General features: G+C 51.3%; 18 protein-coding genes. 6 read left to right on the forward strand and 12 right to left on the reverse strand.

Features of this window, described 5'->3' with window-relative positions; translation table 11 throughout:
* Positions 1-28 precede the first annotated feature (28 nt).
* A complete protein-coding gene (gene cls, locus SIK69_RS14880; protein WP_319627526.1) occupies positions 29-1,489 on the reverse strand; it encodes a cardiolipin synthase in 1,461 nt (486 codons plus the stop codon).
* Positions 1,490-1,626: 137 nt separating this feature from the next.
* Here cls and SIK69_RS14885 point away from each other — a divergent pair, with 137 nt between their 5' ends.
* Positions 1,627-1,800 (forward strand): YciY family protein, encoded by a 174-nt coding sequence (locus SIK69_RS14885; protein WP_319627525.1) that lies wholly within the window; start codon positions 1,627-1,629, stop codon positions 1,798-1,800.
* Between the two features lie 46 nt (positions 1,801-1,846).
* Here SIK69_RS14885 and SIK69_RS14890 read toward each other — a convergent pair whose 3' ends face one another.
* Positions 1,847-2,143, reverse strand: coding sequence for a YciI family protein (locus tag SIK69_RS14890; protein WP_319627524.1), 297 nt, complete (start codon positions 2,141-2,143; stop codon positions 1,847-1,849).
* A gap of 221 nt (positions 2,144-2,364) precedes the next feature.
* Here SIK69_RS14890 and tonB point away from each other — a divergent pair, with 221 nt between their 5' ends.
* On the forward strand, positions 2,365-3,090 hold the full coding sequence (gene tonB / locus SIK69_RS14895) for a TonB system transport protein TonB (protein WP_319786458.1): 726 nt from the start codon (positions 2,365-2,367) through the stop codon (positions 3,088-3,090).
* Here tonB and SIK69_RS14900 read toward each other — a convergent pair.
* From SIK69_RS14900 to pfkB, 8 genes are all read right to left on the reverse strand, one after another.
* Positions 3,087-3,806 carry a hypothetical protein gene (locus SIK69_RS14900; RefSeq protein ID WP_319786433.1) on the reverse strand — a complete coding sequence of 240 codons (720 nt, stop codon included), beginning with the start codon at positions 3,804-3,806 and terminating at the stop codon, positions 3,087-3,089. The genes tonB and SIK69_RS14900 overlap by 4 nt on opposite strands.
* A 13-nt stretch (positions 3,807-3,819) precedes the next feature.
* Positions 3,820-4,950: a CblD like pilus biogenesis initiator family protein gene (locus SIK69_RS14905; protein WP_319786434.1), complete on the reverse strand. Its 1,131-nt coding sequence runs from the start codon at positions 4,948-4,950 to the stop codon at positions 3,820-3,822.
* Position 4,951: 1 nt separating this feature from the next.
* Complete coding sequence (locus SIK69_RS14910; RefSeq protein WP_319786435.1) at positions 4,952-7,654, reverse strand: TcfC E-set like domain-containing protein; 2,703 nt, start codon at positions 7,652-7,654, stop codon at positions 4,952-4,954.
* 93 nt (positions 7,655-7,747) lie between these two features.
* On the reverse strand, positions 7,748-8,242 hold the full coding sequence (locus SIK69_RS14915; protein ID WP_319786436.1) for a CS1 type fimbrial major subunit: 495 nt from the start codon (positions 8,240-8,242) through the stop codon (positions 7,748-7,750).
* Positions 8,243-8,338: 96 nt separating this feature from the next.
* On the reverse strand, positions 8,339-9,070 hold the full coding sequence (locus SIK69_RS14920) for a pilus assembly protein PapD (protein WP_319786437.1): 732 nt from the start codon (positions 9,068-9,070) through the stop codon (positions 8,339-8,341).
* Positions 9,071-9,635: 565 nt separating this feature from the next.
* A complete protein-coding gene (locus SIK69_RS14925) occupies positions 9,636-10,493 on the reverse strand; it encodes a fructosamine kinase family protein (RefSeq protein ID WP_319786438.1) in 858 nt (285 codons plus the stop codon).
* A gap of 87 nt (positions 10,494-10,580) precedes the next feature.
* On the reverse strand, positions 10,581-10,886 hold the full coding sequence (ghoS, locus tag SIK69_RS14930) for a type V toxin-antitoxin system endoribonuclease antitoxin GhoS (RefSeq protein ID WP_319786459.1): 306 nt from the start codon (positions 10,884-10,886) through the stop codon (positions 10,581-10,583).
* A 92-nt stretch (positions 10,887-10,978) separates the two neighbouring features.
* Entirely contained in the window at positions 10,979-11,911 is a 933-nt protein-coding gene (gene pfkB / locus SIK69_RS14935) for a 6-phosphofructokinase II (protein ID WP_319627516.1), read from the reverse strand.
* 316 nt (positions 11,912-12,227) lie between these two features.
* On the opposite strand from pfkB, the gene SIK69_RS14940 reads away from it, so the two are divergent.
* Positions 12,228-12,986 (forward strand): DUF481 domain-containing protein, encoded by a 759-nt coding sequence (locus SIK69_RS14940; protein ID WP_319627515.1) that lies wholly within the window; start codon positions 12,228-12,230, stop codon positions 12,984-12,986.
* 39 nt (positions 12,987-13,025) lie between these two features.
* On the opposite strand, the gene SIK69_RS14945 is transcribed toward SIK69_RS14940, so the two are convergent.
* Complete coding sequence (locus tag SIK69_RS14945; RefSeq protein ID WP_319627514.1) at positions 13,026-13,556, reverse strand: DedA family protein; 531 nt, start codon at positions 13,554-13,556, stop codon at positions 13,026-13,028.
* An 83-nt stretch (positions 13,557-13,639) separates the two neighbouring features.
* On the opposite strand from SIK69_RS14945, the gene SIK69_RS14950 reads away from it, so the two are divergent.
* Positions 13,640-14,416 carry a LamB/YcsF family protein gene (locus tag SIK69_RS14950; protein WP_319786439.1) on the forward strand — a complete coding sequence of 259 codons (777 nt, stop codon included), beginning with the start codon at positions 13,640-13,642 and terminating at the stop codon, positions 14,414-14,416.
* 19 nt (positions 14,417-14,435) lie between these two features.
* Here SIK69_RS14950 and SIK69_RS14955 read toward each other — a convergent pair whose 3' ends face one another.
* Positions 14,436-15,659 (reverse strand): mechanosensitive ion channel family protein, encoded by a 1,224-nt coding sequence (locus SIK69_RS14955; protein ID WP_319786440.1) that lies wholly within the window; start codon positions 15,657-15,659, stop codon positions 14,436-14,438.
* A gap of 301 nt (positions 15,660-15,960) precedes the next feature.
* On the opposite strand from SIK69_RS14955, the gene thrS reads away from it, so the two are divergent.
* Both thrS and infC read left to right on the forward strand, forming a co-directional pair.
* A complete protein-coding gene (thrS, locus tag SIK69_RS14960; protein WP_319627511.1) occupies positions 15,961-17,889 on the forward strand; it encodes a threonine--tRNA ligase in 1,929 nt (642 codons plus the stop codon).
* Between the two features lie 3 nt (positions 17,890-17,892).
* Positions 17,893-18,435: a translation initiation factor IF-3 gene (gene infC, locus SIK69_RS14965; protein ID WP_319627598.1), complete on the forward strand. Its 543-nt coding sequence runs from the start codon at positions 17,893-17,895 to the stop codon at positions 18,433-18,435.
* Positions 18,436-18,493 lie beyond the last annotated feature (58 nt).

Here is an 18,493-nt window from a genome sequence, read left to right on the forward strand (position 1 = left end):
ACCTAGGTTTTCAGCTTATGGGCACGTTTTACAGCAACGGACTAAAGAAGTAAAACAGTCGCTCGGCGGCGCGATGCCACAGCGGACGTTTTAACCAGCGCTGCTCATCCAGCAGGCGTGAACGCGAAATATAGTCGTCCTGTACGGCGGCCAAATCACCACCAAAACCGGCATCGTCAATCGCCAGCGTAATTTCGAAATTCAGCCACAGACTGCGCATATCGAGGTTCACGGTGCCGACCAGACTCAGCTCACCATCGACCAGTACGCTCTTGGTGTGCAGTAACCCACCTTCGAACTGATAGATTTTGACGCCCGCCGCCAGCAGTTCCGTGAAGAAGGCCCGGCTGGCCCAGCCGACCAGCACCGAATCGTTCTTATGCGGCATGATAATGCTCACATCCACGCCGCGTTGGGCGGCGGTGCAGATAGCATGCAGCAGGTCATCGCTGGGCACGAAATAGGGCGTGGTCATAATCAGGTATTCACGCGCAGAATAGGCCGCGGTGAGGAGCGCCTGATGAATCAAATCTTCCGGGAAGCCGGGACCAGAGGCAATGGTATGGATTGTGTGCCCGCTGGCCTCCTCGAACGGCATAATATTGGCGTCGGGAGCTGGGGGTAAAATGCGTTTACCGGTTTCAATTTCCCAGTCGCAGGAGTAAACAATACCCATCGAGGTGGCGATAGGGCCTTCCATGCGGGCCATTAAATCCACCCACTGCCCGACGCCTGAATCCTGCTTGAAGAAGCGCGGGTCGACCATGTTCATGCTGCCGGTGTAGGCAATATAGTTATCGATCATCACCATTTTACGATGCTGACGCAGGTCCATCCGGCGCAGGAACACACGCATCAGGTTAACCTTCAGCGCTTCCACCACTTCGATACCGGCATTGCGCATCATGGTGACCCACGGGCTGCGGAAAAAGGCCACGCTACCGGCGGAATCCAGCATCAGACGGCAGTGTACGCCCCGACGCGCGGCGGCCATGAGTGATTCGGCGACCTGATCGGCCATTCCGCCCGGCTGCCAGATGTAGAACACCATTTCGATATTGTGGCGGGCGAGCTGGATATCGCGGATCAGCGCCTGCATTACGTCATCAGATTCGGTTAGCAGTTGAAGCTGATTACCCTTTACCCCCGCGATGCCCTGGCGGCGTTCACACAGTTTGAACAATGAGCTCGCCACGGCGCTGTTTGATTCAGCAAAAATATGATTGCAGGCTTTGAGATCGTTGAGCCACTTGGCGGTAGAGGGCCACATCGCGCGGGCGCGCTCGGCGCGTCGCTTCCCCAGATGCAGTTCGCCGAATGAAAGATAGGCGATGATCCCAACCAACGGCAGAATATAGATGATCAGCAACCATGCCATCGCTGAAGGTACCGCGCGTCGTTTCATCAGGATGCGCAACGTCACGCCTGCGATTAACAACCAGTACCCCAGAATGACCAGCCAACTCACCACGGTGTAGAAGGTTGTCATAAAAAATCCTTTTGAAAGCCTGTCGTGAGAGTTTACGCGTACGGATTCATCTGGCAAATAAAAACAGGCGGCAAAACCACTGGTCACCCGGGAACAAGGGTTTATAATGTGCGCTCTTTCATCTCTGAGATGTTGAAATGAAGCGTAGCAGAAACGAAGTGGGGCGTTGGCGGATGCAGAGACAGGCAAGCCGTCGTAAAGCGCGTTGGCTGGAAGCCCAGTCGCGACGCAACATGCGTATCCACGCCATCAGAAAATGTCTGGGGGCCCGGCAGCGAAATTCACTGCTTTTTGCCATCTACACTTTCTGAACACAAAAAAAGGGCACCGCATGCGGTGCCTCTTGTTTTTGGCGGTTCAGAAGACTTTTTTGTACGGACGCACTTTCACTTCAGCGTACACACCAGCGGCAACATAGGGGTCAGCTTCAGCCCAGGCCTGTGCCGCTTCAATAGATTCGAATTCCGCAATCACCGTCGAACCTTTAAAACCGGCCACACCCGGATCGTTACTGTCAACGGCGGGCATCGGGCCTGCGGTCAGCAGACGGCCTTCGTCATGCAGCAGCTGCAAGCGGGCGAGGTGAGCAGGACGGACCGACGAACGTTTTTCCAGAGAGTCGGCGACATCTTCAGCATAAATCACATAAAGCACGGGCACAGCTCCTTAATGATAAATAGTCGAAACACGTTATTTCAAAGCGCTGGCGACTGCAATGCAAAGATCCCTCAAGCCTGACGGGCGTGTGACGACTGTGCTTTTTTTCATCAACGGTTGCAGAAAGTTGACCCAGGATAAGATGGCTTATTGAATATGATTGCTATTTGCATTTAAAATCGAGGCATCATTTTTCAACCGCAGCGATTATGACTTCAATGACCCTCGATTTACCTCGCCGTTTTCCGTGGCCTACATTGCTCTCTGTGGCTATCCACGGAGCCGTAGTGGCGGGATTGCTTTATACCTCGGTACATCAGGTTATTGAACTGCCCGCGCCCTCGCAGCCTATCACCGTGACGATGGTCGCCCCGGCGGATCTGGAGCCACCGCAGGCGGTACAACCCCCACCGCAACCGGTCGTTGAACCTGAGCCAGAGCCTGAAGTGGTACCTGAACCGCCGAAGGAAGCGCCGGTGGTGATTCACAAGCCCGAGCCGAAACCTAAGCCAAAGCCTAAACCGAAGCCGAAGCCAGTCAAGAAAGTCGAGCCGCCGAAGCGTGAGACCAAACCGGTGGAGCCGCGTCCGGCCTCGCCATTTGAGAGTACCACCACCCAGAGCCGCCCGGCGACCAGCACAGCGCCTGCCACCACAAAACCTGTGGCGGCGGCCCCGACCGGGCCGCGTGCATTAAGCCGTGGTGAACCGCAATACCCAGCGCGCGCCTATGCGTTACGCATCGAAGGTAAAGTACGGGTGAAATTTGACGTCACTGGCGATGGGCGGGTTGAGAATGTGGAAATTTTATCGGCTCAGCCTTCCAACATGTTTGAACGCGAAGTGAAAGCCGCGATGCGCAAATGGCGCTACGAACCGGGTAAACCCGGTACCGGCTTGATCATGAACTTCGTCTTTAATATGAAAGGCATTCAGGTCAACTAACTGCCTGACGTTGTCACCGTTTTCTGGCTGACAGGGTCAATGTATTCCAGTTTGATAACCTTTGGTGACACGCCGCTGATAGTGGCGGCGTGAATATCCAGGCTTTCGTCGGCATACACACTTTTATTGATTTTGGTCCACCGGCAGTGGCTGCTATTGCGACAGTCGCCGACCCGGGTGACAACGGCGTGAATATTGCCCCGATTAACGAGACGTTGAGCGGAAGTATCTAACACCAGTTTGACCTCCGGATGCTCCGGTGGCACGTTCACGACCACCCCCCAACTCATCGCAATACCGACTGCCGTGCTGACATCGTCATTCCCTGCCGGGACGATCAGGTCTGGTGAGGATCCTGGCACGGCATTGAGCCATACCCGGTAAGAGACTTCTTTTTGCAGCGGTTGGATGTTCACTATGCGCAATGCCTGCGTGGCTCCGGCCGGAAGGGCAAAACGTGCGGGTGTGACCACCAGGCTGTCGGCGCTGCCCATTTTCACCTTCACTTCTTTTTCTTGCGCCGTAGCGGGATGATCAACTCGCCTGATGTCGACTGTCATAAAGCGGGTATCCGTGCTTTTTGATAGCACATGAACCACGCCGCTGCCTTGCGGGTTAAGCATCATTCGCATCGGGAATACGTTTACATTGGCCATTGCGGGTAGGTAACTGGTGGTCATTGCCAACACAAATAAGGCTTTTAGCTTAGTTTTCATCACAACCTCAGATTCACATTTCTGTCGTTAATTTCAGATGCAAAGTGCCGGTGTAACGCCCGGCAGTTTTACTGGTGAGCGTGAATCCTGGAGTGACAAAACGTAATACTGTAGGCACACAGACTACCGCCTGAGGGATGCCTGGAAGATGTACCGAGCGCAGCGGTGCTTGCGCAATATTCGTCGCAACATAATTTTGCCAGTTGTCGAGTTCGACAAATTTTCTGGATGTCAGATCTAATATCTGAAGTTGATAGTCAATACGGTTAGCATCATCGGTTTTACCGTTGTGATAAACGGAGTACTGGCCAAACTCACGTCCAGGAAGCCCCGCGTAATTATCTTTTGGCGAAATAATGAATTCACTACTATTGGAGTTGTAACCATCATAAAGGCACATATCCAGCGATGCCGTGCCGCTTAGCATAGTCTGGTTGTCAGACGTGCCAGGCAGCGGGCGAAGGTTTAGATCCACATGCGGTTCTGCGGTGCCAAATGCGGGCAGGTAGATTTGTTGATTGCCAAAATCCGTGACGTTTAACGTGATTTTCGCAGTCCAGTTATAGCGCTCTGATTCATTACTGTTAGATTCAATAATCTTTAACGTTGCTGTCCACACGCCACCCACAGGAATTTTATTGAGTTCACTCGCTTCGGCGTACAACATGAGCAAGGTTCCGCTGGTCTTTTGACCGCCGCAACTATTCTGCGCCTCAATATTCATTCGTTTCGGATCGCCCGTTGAACCGCAATCTGAACCTGGGACCCAATTCGCTGTACGAATCCCTTTGAGATTAAGGACGGTTTTTATTCCGCTGCGTTTCTCAGTAAATTCCAGCTCTATCGGTTCGTAGGTGCTATACCCTTGGCTAACGGTGGAACATTTGCCAAATTCGGCTGATTCATCCGACGTACATACCCAGTAATTGAGTCCCCAGCGAGCAGCGTTAGACGTATCGTAACCACCCTGTTGTTGATTCCAGATATAAAGGGTCCCAGCCGCACCGCCTTTAACAAACTCAGAAGTATTTGAAATATCCTGATTTGAAGGGGCGAGAATATCCGCCTTTACCTTGGGACAGGCCAAAAGCAATAGCATGCTCATGATCAGACAGATTAAGAACGTACGAATGAAATTCTGCATATTAATCTCGTGAATCCGCTGAGACCTGGCGCTGTGCCAATGTCTCCGGAAGTAAATTTTCAGGAAGCTCGGCGGGTGTTATTGGCGAGCAGCGTGTTTCGCCGATATAACGCACCACATCGCGTTTAGACTCTACTTTCACCGGGCACTGATACAGCGTGTTGTTATTTTTCAAATAGAGGTTTTTCGGCTGCTGGGTCAGTTCGGCGGTGAAACCACCGTCTTCTTCAGCGATAAAGGCGTGTGCATTCAACATTTTGCCTTCGATCAGCGGTTGACCTGTGGAGGTAAGCAGCGTACCGATGTAGGTATAGTGGGATTCCATCTGTACCTCGCGAACCTTCATCTTACCCGGCAACAGGAACACCGATTGGTTACCCGCTCCACGGGTAATGTCGACCATGCTGGTTTGACGTGGGTCGTTGTTCTCATTCACGGAAACCTTGTCAGCCTCAAATCCATTGACCGGGAACAACGCTTTACTGCCCTGGCTCATTTGCGCGGAGCCACCGCCGTCAACGTCAACGTTTACTAAGGCATCGTTATCTTCATTTGCTTCGTCGTCGGTCTTAACTTCGACCGCGACCGCAGCACCTGGGGAATTAGTTCCTGCTGGACCCCAGAAAAAGCCAGAACGTGATAAGGCCATCGACGAACTGTAGCTGCCACTGAATGCTGCCTGGTGGGTTTGCTGTGTGCGATCGTAACTGTCTGATAGCGTGGCCGAGGCGTCGCCGTACTGACCATTAATATGCCCATGCACGTCGGCGTTCATATTGGTGTTATTGTTGCCACCCACGGTCACGCCTATCTGTTGTTGATTGTTATCGCCCCAGTTCCAGTCCTGCGTTGCCGAATAATTGAACTCATCGTCACCGGATTGGCTGCTTTGATAATCGGTGCTGACTGACGTATGGCTGGCGCGGCCCTCGGTGTTGGCAGGTGTACTGCGTGTCAGGGTAAAACCAAGGTAAACGCCTTTATCATCATTGGCATCATCATCGCCGGTGCGGTTATACGCTCCCAAACGCGTACTGACTGACATGCCTTTCCACAGGAAGCTGCGGTTAAGCGTCAACTGCACCGTGCGAGAAGAAGAATCGGCTTGTGTTGCGTTGGCCATGTTGTCTTCAAAAGAGCGTGAAGTATCATAGTTATTATTGGTCAGGCTGGTGTTGGTATTGAGCGTATAGCCCAGAGACACCGACCATTCTTTTATCGGTACTGCAACCGTGGCATTCAGGGTCTCGTAGCACCCGATATCGGCATAATCCTGACGGTCACTCCCCGTTGTGCACTCGTTGCCATAGGCCGCGTTACGATACGCACTGAGGGATACACCATCGCTGTAACTGAGCTGTTCGGAGTCACCTTTTGTACCGTCGCTGCCGGTCAGAAGGTTGGTCTGAATATCAAGCACACCGTCTAATAATCGATTATCAAAGCCGTGTGTCCATTCGACACCGCCTTCAACAAAATGCTGATCGGCTATCTTCGCCACCCCTGCGGTTAACGTAGTCGACGTTCCGACGGGCAGACGAACGCCCGCCTGAAAAGCACTCTCATTATCAGTTTCATCGTGAGCACTTTCGTTACTGCTGACCTGACTGGCCACTTTGCCACCCTGAATAAACCACTGCATATGGCCATCCCCGATGCCGCCGGTTCGGCTGAAGGGTTGTACTTCGGTACGCGCCAGGGTGTTATCTTCGTATACTTTTAGCGTAACGCTGTAGCTACCAGCCGGAAAATTACCGGTATCAAGCGTGTTGGAGCCGCTATTGAGATAAAAGGTGCCAAGGAGCTGATTACCGCGATAGGCATCTACGCGGGATTTGCGCGACAGCAGAATGACAAGGGGTGAGCCTTTGCTGGCTTCCTCTCTGTTCAGGTAACTCAAGGAACTGCCAGCTCGTACGCCGTCGATGGCACCTAAGGGCAGCATACTGAAGCTGATATTGCCCCCCAGATTGCTGGATAAATCGCGGGAGTCCATACGCCCGACCTGGACGTAATGACGTTGGCCCAGGCTCTGGCGATAGTAAAAATCATCCACATTGACGGTTTGATCGGTAGCATCGTCGTTGCGATACGCATTCAGTGACCAGTCAAAACCGACATAACCGTTGGTCAGAATGCCGAGCGCACCTGCGCCTTGCAGTGAGAGGTTGCTGTACTCTTTTTCGGCGACCACATTGAGCGTTTGTTGATGGATAAAGGCGTTTTCGGTTTCGCGAGTGGGAGTGTAATAAAGCGCATGTTTATCCCCCTCTGGTAACAGTTTTTTGTCAACAAACACGCTGACTTTTGCATCGTTTTCATCATAAATGATCGCCAGTTTGTCGGTGGCAAGAAAGCCGCATCCTGTCGCGTTGTTGTTACTGCCACAAGCAAGATTGCCATTGCGAGCTAGCGGTAGTGTCATCGCATCGGCCAGTTGTTTATATTCCTGGCTTTCTTTTTTTATGGGTAGGTTCAAAGCGTTCAGCACATCCAGTGGCTTTACAAACTGTACGGTCTCAAGTGTGACATTGGCTTCAAACAGGCCCGCTGATTGGCCCAATAAATTGACATCAATCCAGACTTTTTGCCCGGTAACGAGTTCTTCAAAACCGGGAGGCACATCTGATGCAGCGAAAGCGGTGGCTCCGAACAAGGCGAAATGAATAGCGAGGCAGCAAAAAGATGCTTTCCATGAACTCATACATTTCCTCTTTTCGGAAAAATTTCAAAAAAAAACCTGCCACCCCGAAGTCGATAAGGGGGCAGGTTGGATGACAAATAATCAGGGCAAAACTTATTCAGTCGCCTGAGTAAGAACCAGAGACACCATGCCGGTGTAGTTACCTGAGTTTAATGGCTCGGTGGTCGCCTGAATAATTTCCAGTGGCAGGGTGACAGAACCTTGATCCACTTCCCCTGTAGGGAACAGGGTCGCGGAATCCAGAGTGGATGGGGCCGGCGTAATGGCCTGGGTACCCAATTTCACGGCCAGCGTGGCTGTACCGCTCCCGGTGGTATTGGTCAGAACAGGTGTGGCTGCGAGGCGGGCTTTAATATCTTTGCCTGCATCGTTTGACCAAATCTTAGTCTCCAGAGTGGTCGGAGCCAGACCTACGCCCGGGGTATACTGCATTTCGACACTGGAAGGTAACGGTTGACCGTCTGACAAAGTCATATCCAGGGTTGAATCCACGGTGGCATTCACTGTGATATCTTTCTCAACGGCAAAAGCATTTACTGCAACACCAAAAGCGATAGCCGCAATAACTGATTTCATAACAGCGTTCATAATAAAATTCCTTTAGATGAAGTTGATTTGCACAGTCACTGTGCATGAGAGTTTTTAAAAACAATGTGATAAATAAAATAACCAAGGGTTTTTTATTTAGGACACTGCAAATTCCTTTTTAGCCGAAGTCTTCTCTACCCAGTTATGATATTCCACTTTAATCACACCTGGTGATGTGATCGAGAAGGATGCGGGTAGTGTGAAAGATTGCTGTGGGTAAATCTTTTTGGTCATCGGCGTCCATTTACATCCAGTATCGCTATTCTGAGCTGGACATAATCCTATGCGAGATAATTCAATGTGAATTGTCCCTGTGTTATCGATACGCCTTTGCTGCGCATCAAATGTAAAGTTTATTTCTGGTTTCTGTGGTGGAACAAAAACCAACGCGCCCCAACTAATATTCACTCCAACTTTGTTCTTCACATTGGTGGTATCAGGCGCTTGTTCATTATCCAGGCTGGTGATTGGGCTGAAGTAGATGCGATAGACCTGTTCTGTTGTCGGTGTCTGCATATTGACGAGACGTGTAATGCGCGTTGTGCCGCCCGCTAATGCAAATTTTTCCGGAGTAATCACCAGGTTTTGGCTGTCACTTTTTGTCGCCTCTATCTCTTTCTCCTGGGGAGTTCCTGGGTTATTAATTTTTTTTATCGCAGCTTTGACATATTCAGTCTGCTTTGATCCGGAGATAACTTTAATTTGCCCGGCACCATGCTCATTCATTTTTACAGACATCGGGTAAACGGTAATGGCTGCAAATGCAGAGGAAGATATAAGCAGTCCTGCCACAGTGGCACTGGACGTGAAGCGTAAAAAGTTATTCATGTTTGGATTGCACTCATTACAAAATAATTATTAATTCCATTCTGGAGTGTTAACTATTCTAATTCAGGATGCTTTTCGCTGACTGATGATACTCTCAATACGGAGTGGGAAAACATCTTGAATTATTGGTCAGTCCGTTGTGTGAGATGAATCATACATATTTAATATGATTTAGGAAAGCGACTGGATTTCCGTGAATGAAATTTGACTCAATGCACGGACAAAAAATAACATAATGGATACCTACGTTGTATCCATCATCATGATGAATGCTAAAGATTAATTTTAGGCGGGGGAGGGTTATGTTAATGAAGTGTTCTTTCGGTTATTTGGTTATTAATTTATCTTAATAAATAATGAAGTTAAAAGAGATGGATTCCATCCTATATCCCATTTGTAGTTTTGATTTACAACTTTGATTTAAAATCAACGGGTTATGGCTGTTGATCCCTGCTGTTATATTGATGGTGTCTATAATGGGGTTCGCCATTCACATCTCAGGGATCGACGGTGAGGCCTTCAAACAGGCCTCACCGTGAGAACATTGACGTCATAAGAATGCTCTTTATGCGGCCAGTACCCGGTCCAGCGCTTTTTGCGCATTGACCAGGTGCTGTCCCCCAAACAAAATCGCGCGGTTGAGCAGCGTATACAGTTGATACACCGGCTGACGTTCAAGGAAGTCTGGTGGCAGCGGGGACACCGACTGATACCCATCGTAGATTTGCGGCGGTTGTTCGGGGTGAAGTGGCAGCATTGCCAAATCACACTCTCGGTCGCCCCAATAGCAAGCCGGGTCGAAAATATAGGGACCGGAAGGCCCAAGCGCGCAGTTACCAGACCACAAATCGCCGTGGAGTAAAGATGCCTGAGGTTGATGAGAGCTTAACCGCTGATGGATGTGCTCAACGATGCTATCAATATTGCCGAAGGCTAAGCCTTTCTCCGCCGCGAGTTCTAGCTGCCAGCCGATGCGCTGTTCTGCAAAGAACGTCGACCAACGGCGCTGCCAGGTATTGGGTTGGGGTGTGGTGGAAATGTCATTGTCGAAGTCGAGGCCGAACTGCGGCTGATCGCTCCATTGATGAAGGTGTGCTAACTGCTGGCCCAGTAAAAACGCATTATGGGCATCCAGCGGGCGGGGAGGGAGAAATTCCATCACCACGAAGCTGTAATCGCGGTCGCTGCCCACGGCGTACACCTCGGGTACGGCGACGGTGTTACTGCGTGAAAGCAGCTCGAGTTGATCGGCCTCCGCAGTGAAGATGGGCAACATGGCCCGCTCATCGCATTTGACGAAATAATCCTGACCGCTAATGCGCAAATGCCAGGCAGCATGTATTTCGCCCCCCGGCAACTCGGTGCGCAGCTCGATTTCGCCGTCTCCGTGCTCTTTCAACAGGCTACAGATCGCTTGCCACATGCTCTCTCTCCCCATGTTTTCTGCCAGATCATAAGGTTAGTGCATAAATGCAGTGGAAAAACTCGAACTGACGCACAACTGTGCGTTTTAACGTGTCGTATTGGTCGCGTTATTTTGCAACCAGTGCTCAAACGTCACAATATTGACATCAGGCCGCTGTCCGATCGCCGTCTCTGCCAGACCCACTGTCAGGGCTTTAATATCGTCTTCACTTTGTGGGCTGACAAGTCCGAAGGTATTGATACCCAGATCGTGTACTTTACCGTCGTCGTCGCTCAGCGTCAGGGTAAACCCCGCGCGCGTCAGATGATTGTTTAACTCATTGATTTCGGTCAGCGTCCGTTCATGAAAATTGACCGTCACCACATAACGCGTGATATCACCGCTCATCAGCAACCTCGTTGTTAACAATGGAGTTTTGATAGCATAGTCGATTACCCACATTTTTCGACTCCCGCCACGTTAGCAGCGGGAGCCTACCGGCATCAATGTCGGCAAAGATAATCATAAATGTTGCGCGTATTTTCCAGGGAGCACAAACGGGTGCCCTGATTGATGGTTGCGGCACTACCCGCGGCTACACCGTAGCGAATCATTTCATCCAGCGGGGCATTTTCGGCGAGTTTCAGCGTCATCGCGCCGACCATGCTGTCACCCGCTCCGACAGTACTTTGGCTTTTGACCGGGGGCGGAACCACCTGCACGCTGCCGCTGGCATCGACGCCCAACGCACCCTGTGGCCCCAGTGAGACCACCACGCGTTTCGCCTTGCCGCTGCGAACGATCTCCTCGGCCGCTTTACGCACGTCATCCGGTTGGGTTAATTCCCGCTGCACCAGGGCGCTGAGCTCTTTTTGGTTCGGCTTCACCAGTTCAATCGCGCCGACTTCAAGCGCAGCGGCCAATGCGTCACCGGAACTGTCGACCACGCAGCGGATCCCATGCTGTTGCGCGGAACGAATCAACGCGACCAGGTTTGATACTTCCACTCCCGGCGGCAGGCTCCCGCTGACAACTAAAATTGCGCCAACTTCTATTTGCAGCACCTTATGTTCGAGCTGATGGAATTCTTCTGTACTTAACGTCGCCCCCGGCATGACGAAGCGGTACTGTTCGCCGCTGGTCTCCACATGCACGTGCAGGTTTTGACGCGTCCAGTCATGGGCTTGCACTGCATCGACAGGAACGTGCTCATCGGCCAACAACGATACCAGATGTTCCCCCGTGGCACCGCCTGCCGGGAAAATCGCCGTAGCCTCCCCGCCCAGAAAGGTAATCGCCCGGGCGACGTTGATTCCGCCCCCGCCGGGTTCAAAAATGGGGGCGCTACAGCGGAGTTTACCTTCTGGATAGATTTGCGGCGTCTGCGTTGCGCTGTCGAGGGACGGTGCCAGCGTAAGCGTATAGATTTTAACCATTCGATTACCTCCATTTATGACCCTGACGAGTCGCCGATTTAATGGCTAGCGCTAAGCCTGGCATCTGAAAGCCGTTTAAGAAAGTGACAAGGATATGATTTTGCGCATTTTTACAATACTTTTTGCCCGGATAGCTATATGAAATAAAAGCTGTTTTGAGATCCTTCTTATTCAAAAAATGAAATAAGAATTCATTGCTATGTTATTCACGCCTTTTTATAATTTGTTACCTTTCTTAGGACCGCCTGTCGTTGATCCTCGCGAAAGTTTCCGGGACCGTAATGGTCTCTTTTTTTGTTGTACGGACTCTTAATAAATGAAGCTTTTCAAGACAGTACCCGCAGTTGTAGTTCTGGCGGGGGGCCTTTTTGCGTCATTGCACGCGCTGGCTGATAATACCGTTTTTACTGTCATGGATGACCCTTCCACGGCGAAGAAACCGTTTGAAGGTAAGATCAACGGGGGTTACCTGGCACAGTCTGGCAATACTAAAAGCTCTTCCCTGACTGCTGACTCCACGCTAACCTGGTACGGCGACACCACCGCTTGGTCGCTGTGGGGAAATGCCAGCAACACGTCTTCTAACGATGAACGTTCTTCTGAAACTTATTCAGTCGGCGGTCGTTCGCGTTACAACATGACTGACGCAGATTATTTGTTTGGTCAGGCCAGCTGGCTGACAGACCGTTATAACGGCTACCGTCAGCGTGATATTTTCACCGCCGGTTACGGTCGTCAGATCCTCAATGGGCCGGTACACAGCCTGCGTTTTGAATTCGGTCCTGGTGTGCGTTATGACGAATACACCAATGACGAAACCAAAACTCAGCCGCTGGGTTATGCTTCCGGCACTTACGCCTGGCAGATGACCGACACCACTAAATTCACGCAGGGTCTTTCGGTATTTGGTGCAGATGACACCACCCTTAACTCCGAGACCGCGCTGGATGTCGCCATCAATGATAATTTTGGTCTGAAAGTGGCCTATAACGTGACCTGGAACTCCGAACCGCCAGCCTCGGCACCGGAGCATACCGATCGCCGCACCACGGTGACGCTGGGCTACAAGATGTAATTTTTCAGGCCGGAGCAATCCGGCCTGATTGTTTCTGCGTTATGAGAAAAGATTCGCCAGCCAGGGAATGCCCAGGGCACCAGGTGCCAGAATACCGAATGCCCACACCATCGCCGAGGTGATATTGGCGAGCTGGAATTTAGCCGATGGCATTCTGCAAATCCCGGCAACCAGCGGAACGACTGCCCGTAGCGGCCCAAAGAAACGTCCGATAAACACCCCCCAGGCACCCCAACGCTCAAAAAAAGTATGTCCTCTCTGCACGAGCATCGGCTTGCGCGATAGCGGCCAGACGGTAACTGCGCGGTGGCTATAATGAAAACCAATCCACCAGGAAAGCCAGTCACCGACAAATGCTCCCAGTGCCGCCGCCAGCCAGACCGGGAAAAAGCGGAGTTCGCTTTCGCCGATCAGTGCCCCGGTTGCCAGCAGGATAACCGTCGCGGGCAGCAGTAAAGAAATAAACGCCAGCGATTCTCCAAACGACAGGATGAAGATAACCCCCAGAGCCCATTGCGGGTGGGCGCTGATAAAATCAGTGATGGTCTGTATCATTCCGGTGAAGTCCATTTTTTGTCCCTCGTGGTAAAACGGATGATTCAGTGATACACCGTTAAACCTTAACGAAAGCCGAACAGTCTGGAGATCCTCAGATGTCTGTTGTGCGATACATCGATTTAAATAGCGACCTGGGCGAAAGCTACGGTCAGTGGAGGATGGGGGACGATGCCGCCATTTTACCGCTAATCAGCAGTGCCAACGTGGCCTGTGGCTTTCATGCGGGTTCTCCGGCAGGCATCCTGGCAACGCTTCGTGCCGCACAACGCCTGGGTGTTACCGTCGGGGCGCATGTTTCTTATCCCGATTTGGTCGGTTTTGGTCGGCGTAATATGGATGTCGCGAGCGATGAACTGACGGCAGACGTCATATATCAGATAGGTGCATTGCAGGGATTAGCGGCAGCGGCAGGTACGCGGGTGAGGTACGTCAAACCGCATGGTGCGCTGTATAACACCATTGCCCACGATGAACGACAGGCGAGGGCGGTTATTGATGCCTTACTGGCGCTGGATAATTCCTTCTCCCTTGTTGCGCTGGCGGGGTCACCGTTGATCGGTTGGGCACAGGCGTCAGGGATTCATACCGTGGCGGAGGCTTTCGCAGACCGGGCTTACCATCGCAATGGAACGCTGGTTTCGCGGCGTGCAGCCGGCGCGGTTATCCACGATCCGCAGGAGGTCGCCCGGCGAGTGGTCCAGATGGTAACGGAAGGGGGCGTAACGTCTGTCGAGGGCGAATTTACCGTCATCAGGGCTGATTCCGTGTGCATTCATGGTGACAGCCCTGACGCAGTCGAAATGACTCGCCAGATCCGTCAGCGTTTGGATGCCGAAGGCATCTTGATCCGCGCGTTTAAGCAGGGCACATAACGTACCCTGAGGCGAGTCATCAGCAGGCCAGCGCTTCAGGACGAAGATCGTTCCCGGAAGGGCGCTGGTAAATGCGCAGGCCAAATTCTTCAATTACCGCGTAGATGTGGTCGAAAATATCGGCCTGAATCGCTTCGTATTTCAGCCATTCAACGGTGTTGGTGAAGGCATAAATTTCTAGCGGAAGGCCTTCAGCACCGGGCGGAAGCTGGCGCACCATCAGCGTCATGTCTTTACGAATTTTTGGATGCTGATGCAGATACTCTGTCAGCCAGGCACGGAAGGCACCAATATTGGTGATACTTTCGCCATTGAGTACGCTGTTGTTCGTATCACAATGAGCGATTTTTTGGTTTTGCTCTTTCAGCCATGGCTTCAGCAGGTCAACCTGACCCAGACGCTGCTGCTCATCGGCAGAAATAAAGTGAATACTGGTGCTATCGATGAACACGCTGCGCTTGATGCGACGCCCGCCGGAGGCAGACATATTGCTCCAGTTTTTAAATGCATCAGATACCAGCGCATAGGTCGGGATGGTGGTAATGGTGTTATCCCAGTTCTGTACTTTAACCGTCGTCAGGCCGATATCTATAACCGTGCCGTCTGCGCCGTATTTCGGCATTTCCAGCCAGTCACCCATATGCAACATGGTATTCGCAGAAAGTTGAATTCCCGCCACCAGGCCGAGGAGCGGATCTTTAAATACCAACATTAATACCGCAGCCATTGCACCAAGGCCGCTGAACAGAATGGTTGGGGATTTACCAATCAGCAGAGAAATCATCAGGATCGCGACAATCGATGCGGCGACCAGTTTTACGCCCTGGAAAATCCCGCGCAGCGGGAGCTGACCGGCAAACTTATACTGACGGGAAAGCTTGAGAATAACGTCCAAAAGCGAAAAGAAAGAGAGCAGGGAGAACAGCAGAACCCACAGCTGTGTGCAAATGCTGAGTAGCGTTCCGGCGTGACTGCCCGTCGCCAGGTAAAACATTAACTGCGCATTGACCAGAACGCCCTGCAACATCAGCGATACGCGGTGAAATAATTTATGTTGGGCAAATATTTTCAACCACGGTTTTGAACCGCTTTCTGCGTGTTTTTCTATTTTGCGCAGTGTCAGTTTGAAAATAAAATGCACCACAACTGCAGTGATAAAAATATATCCGAAGACAATGACTAAGGATGAAGGGTCGTTCAGGTCAATGCCATAGCGTTGGAGGATAGCCAGAAGGTGACGCATAACTGCTCCGGTCAAAGGCAGTTATGATGGGGAAACGCGTGTTGGCTGGCAATCAACGTGCTGTTTCAAATCTTTTATTACATTTCCACAATTAAAGGCGGGCTTTTAACCCAGGCCCAAGACGTGTAGTATGTCCGGGTACTTAATGGCACCTATCGGGCTGGCCGAGGGCGATATATCGTTCAGACGTCTTTTTCCGCAGAGTGAAGCGAGAAACCCGGTAATCCCTGCTGTTAACTTTTCAAAAATTGTTTTGCATGTGCTCTTTCGTGCGGGGCACCACTGCGAATAAGGATATAACATGCCTGTAATTACTCTTCCTGATGGCAGTCAACGCCATTACGACAACGCGGTAAGTCCAATGGATGTTGCCCTGGATATTGGTCCGGGTCTGGCGAAAGCCACCATTGCTGGCCGTGTTAACGGTGAGCTGGTTGATGCTTCCGATCTCATTGAACAGGACGCTACGCTGTCGCTGATTACCGCGAAAGATGAAGACGGTCTGGAGATCATTCGTCACTCCTGTGCGCACCTGCTGGGACACGCAATCAAACAGCTTTGGCCGCATACCAAAATGGCTATCGGTCCGGTCATTGATAACGGTTTCTACTATGACGTTGACCTTGACCACACCCTGACTCAGGAAGATATCGACGCCCTCGAAAAGCGCATGCACGAGCTGGCGGAGAAAAACTACGATGTCATCAAGAAAAAGGTGAGCTGGCACGAAGCGCGCGAAACGTTTGTATCGCGTGGTGAAAGCTATAAAGTCTCCATTCTCGATGAAAACATCGCCCATGATGACAAGCCTGGCTTGTATCATCACGAAGAATACGTCGACATGTGCCGCGGTCCGCACGTGCCGAATATGCGTTTCTGCCATCACTTCAAACTGATGAAAACTGCCGGTGCCTACTGGCGTGGCGACAGCGATAACAAGATGCTGCAACGCATCTACGGTACCGCTTGGGCAGATAAAAAAGCGCTTAATGCCTATTTGTTGCGTCTTGAAGAAGCCGCCAAACGTGACCACCGTAAAATCGGCAAGCAGCTTGACCTGTATCACATGCAGGAAGAAGCGCCGGGTATGGTGTTCTGGCATAACGATGGCTGGACTATTTTCCGTGAACTGGAAACTTTCGTACGCTCTAAGCTGAAAGAGTACCAGTATCAGGAAGTGAAAGGCCCGTTCATGATGGACCGTGTCCTGTGGGAAAAAACAGGTCACTGGGACAACTACAAAGATGCGATGTTCACCACCTCTTCTGAGAACCGTGAATACTGTATCAAGCCGATGAACTGCCCGGGCCACGTGCAGATCTTCAACCAGGGTTTGAAATCCTATCGCGATCTGCCGCTGCGTATGGCGGAGTTCGGTAGCTGCCATCGTAACGAGCCATCAGGTGCGCTGCATGGTCTGATGCGTGTTCGTGGGTTTACCCAGGACGATGCACATATCTTCTGTACTGAAGACCAGGTGCGTGACGAAGTTAACGCCTGTATTCGTATGGTCTACGATATGTATAGCACCTTTGGCTTCGAGAAAATCGTGGTCAAGCTGTCGACTCGTCCGGAAAAACGTATCGGTAGCGATGAAACATGGGATCGTGCGGAAGCCGATCTGGCCGTGGCTCTGGAAGAAAACAACATCCCGTTTGAGTATCAACTGGGTGAAGGTGCCTTCTACGGCCCGAAAATTGAATTTACACTGTATGACTGCCTCGATCGTGCTTGGCAGTGCGGAACAGTACAGCTGGACTTCTCCCTGCCGCAGCGTCTTAACGCCTCTTATGTAGGTGAAAGCAACGAGCGTCAGGTGCCTGTGATGATTCACCGCGCCATTCTGGGTTCCATCGAGCGCTTCATCGGTATTCTTACCGAAGAGTTCGCTGGATTCTTCCCAACATGGCTGGCACCGGTGCAGGTCGTGGTGATGAATATCACTGATTCTCAGGCTGAATACGTTAACGAATTGACGCATAAACTACAAAATGCAGGCATTCGCGTAAAAGCAGACTTGAGAAATGAGAAGATAGGCTTTAAAATCCGCGAGCACACATTACGTCGTGTCCCGTATATGCTGGTTTGTGGCGACAAAGAGGTTGAAGCAGGCAAAGTTGCCGTGCGCACCCGTCGCGGAAAAGACCTCGGCACTGTGGACGTAAACGAAGTGATCGAGAAGCTGCTGACAGAAATACGCAGCCGTAGTCTTCAACAACTGGAGGAATAAAGTATTAAAGGCGGAAAACGAGTACAAACGGCACGTCCGAATCGTATTAATGGCGAGATTCGAGTTCAGGAAGTTCGCTTAACAGGTCTGGAAGGCGAACAGCTTGGTATTGTGAGTCTGAGAGAAGCTCTGGAAAAAGCTGAAGAAGCAGGAGTGGATCTGGTAGAGATCAGCCCTAACGCCGAACCGCCAGTTTGCCGAATCATGGACTACGGCAAATTCCTCTATGAAAAGAGCAAATCTTCTAAGGAACAGAAGAAGAAGCAAAAGATTGTTCAGGTTAAGGAAATTAAATTCCGTCCTGGCACCGACGATGGCGATTACCAGGTAAAACTCCGCAGCCTGGTACGCTTTCTCGAAGAGGGCGATAAGGCCAAAATCACACTGCGTTTCCGCGGTCGTGAAATGGCCCACCAACAGATTGGTATGGAAGTGCTTAACCGCGTCCGTGACGATCTGAGTGAACTGGCAGTAGTCGAATCCTTCCCAACGAAGATCGAAGGCCGTCAGATGATCATGGTGCTCGCGCCTAAGAAGAAACAGTAAGGCCTTCAAGTAGCATTGACCGTGGGGCTCTCGGGCCTCGCAGTCTTTGTTCGCCTAT

The organism is Scandinavium lactucae, assembly GCF_033843265.1.
Taxonomy (GTDB): Bacteria; Pseudomonadota; Gammaproteobacteria; order Enterobacterales; family Enterobacteriaceae; genus Scandinavium; species Scandinavium lactucae.

Coding starts and splice junctions, on each gene's coding strand:
- cls (WP_319627526.1), bottom strand. CDS start 1,489: ATGACAACCTTCTACACCGTGGTGAGTTGGCTGGTCATTCTGGGGTAC.
- SIK69_RS14885 (WP_319627525.1), top strand. CDS start 1,627: ATGAAGCGTAGCAGAAACGAAGTGGGGCGTTGGCGGATGCAGAGACAG.
- tonB (WP_319786458.1), top strand. CDS start 2,365: ATGACCCTCGATTTACCTCGCCGTTTTCCGTGGCCTACATTGCTCTCT.
- SIK69_RS14900 (WP_319786433.1), bottom strand. CDS start 3,806: ATGAAAACTAAGCTAAAAGCCTTATTTGTGTTGGCAATGACCACCAGT.
- SIK69_RS14905 (WP_319786434.1), bottom strand. CDS start 4,950: ATGCAGAATTTCATTCGTACGTTCTTAATCTGTCTGATCATGAGCATG.
- SIK69_RS14910 (WP_319786435.1), bottom strand. CDS start 7,654: ATGAGTTCATGGAAAGCATCTTTTTGCTGCCTCGCTATTCATTTCGCC.
- SIK69_RS14915 (WP_319786436.1), bottom strand. CDS start 8,242: ATGAACGCTGTTATGAAATCAGTTATTGCGGCTATCGCTTTTGGTGTT.
- SIK69_RS14920 (WP_319786437.1), bottom strand. CDS start 9,070: ATGAATAACTTTTTACGCTTCACGTCCAGTGCCACTGTGGCAGGACTG.
- SIK69_RS14925 (WP_319786438.1), bottom strand. CDS start 10,493: ATGTGGCAAGCGATCTGTAGCCTGTTGAAAGAGCACGGAGACGGCGAA.
- pfkB (WP_319627516.1), bottom strand. CDS start 11,911: ATGGTTAAAATCTATACGCTTACGCTGGCACCGTCCCTCGACAGCGCA.
- SIK69_RS14940 (WP_319627515.1), top strand. CDS start 12,228: ATGAAGCTTTTCAAGACAGTACCCGCAGTTGTAGTTCTGGCGGGGGGC.
- SIK69_RS14945 (WP_319627514.1), bottom strand. CDS start 13,556: ATGGACTTCACCGGAATGATACAGACCATCACTGATTTTATCAGCGCC.
- SIK69_RS14950 (WP_319786439.1), top strand. CDS start 13,640: ATGTCTGTTGTGCGATACATCGATTTAAATAGCGACCTGGGCGAAAGC.
- SIK69_RS14955 (WP_319786440.1), bottom strand. CDS start 15,659: ATGCGTCACCTTCTGGCTATCCTCCAACGCTATGGCATTGACCTGAAC.
- thrS (WP_319627511.1), top strand. CDS start 15,961: ATGCCTGTAATTACTCTTCCTGATGGCAGTCAACGCCATTACGACAAC.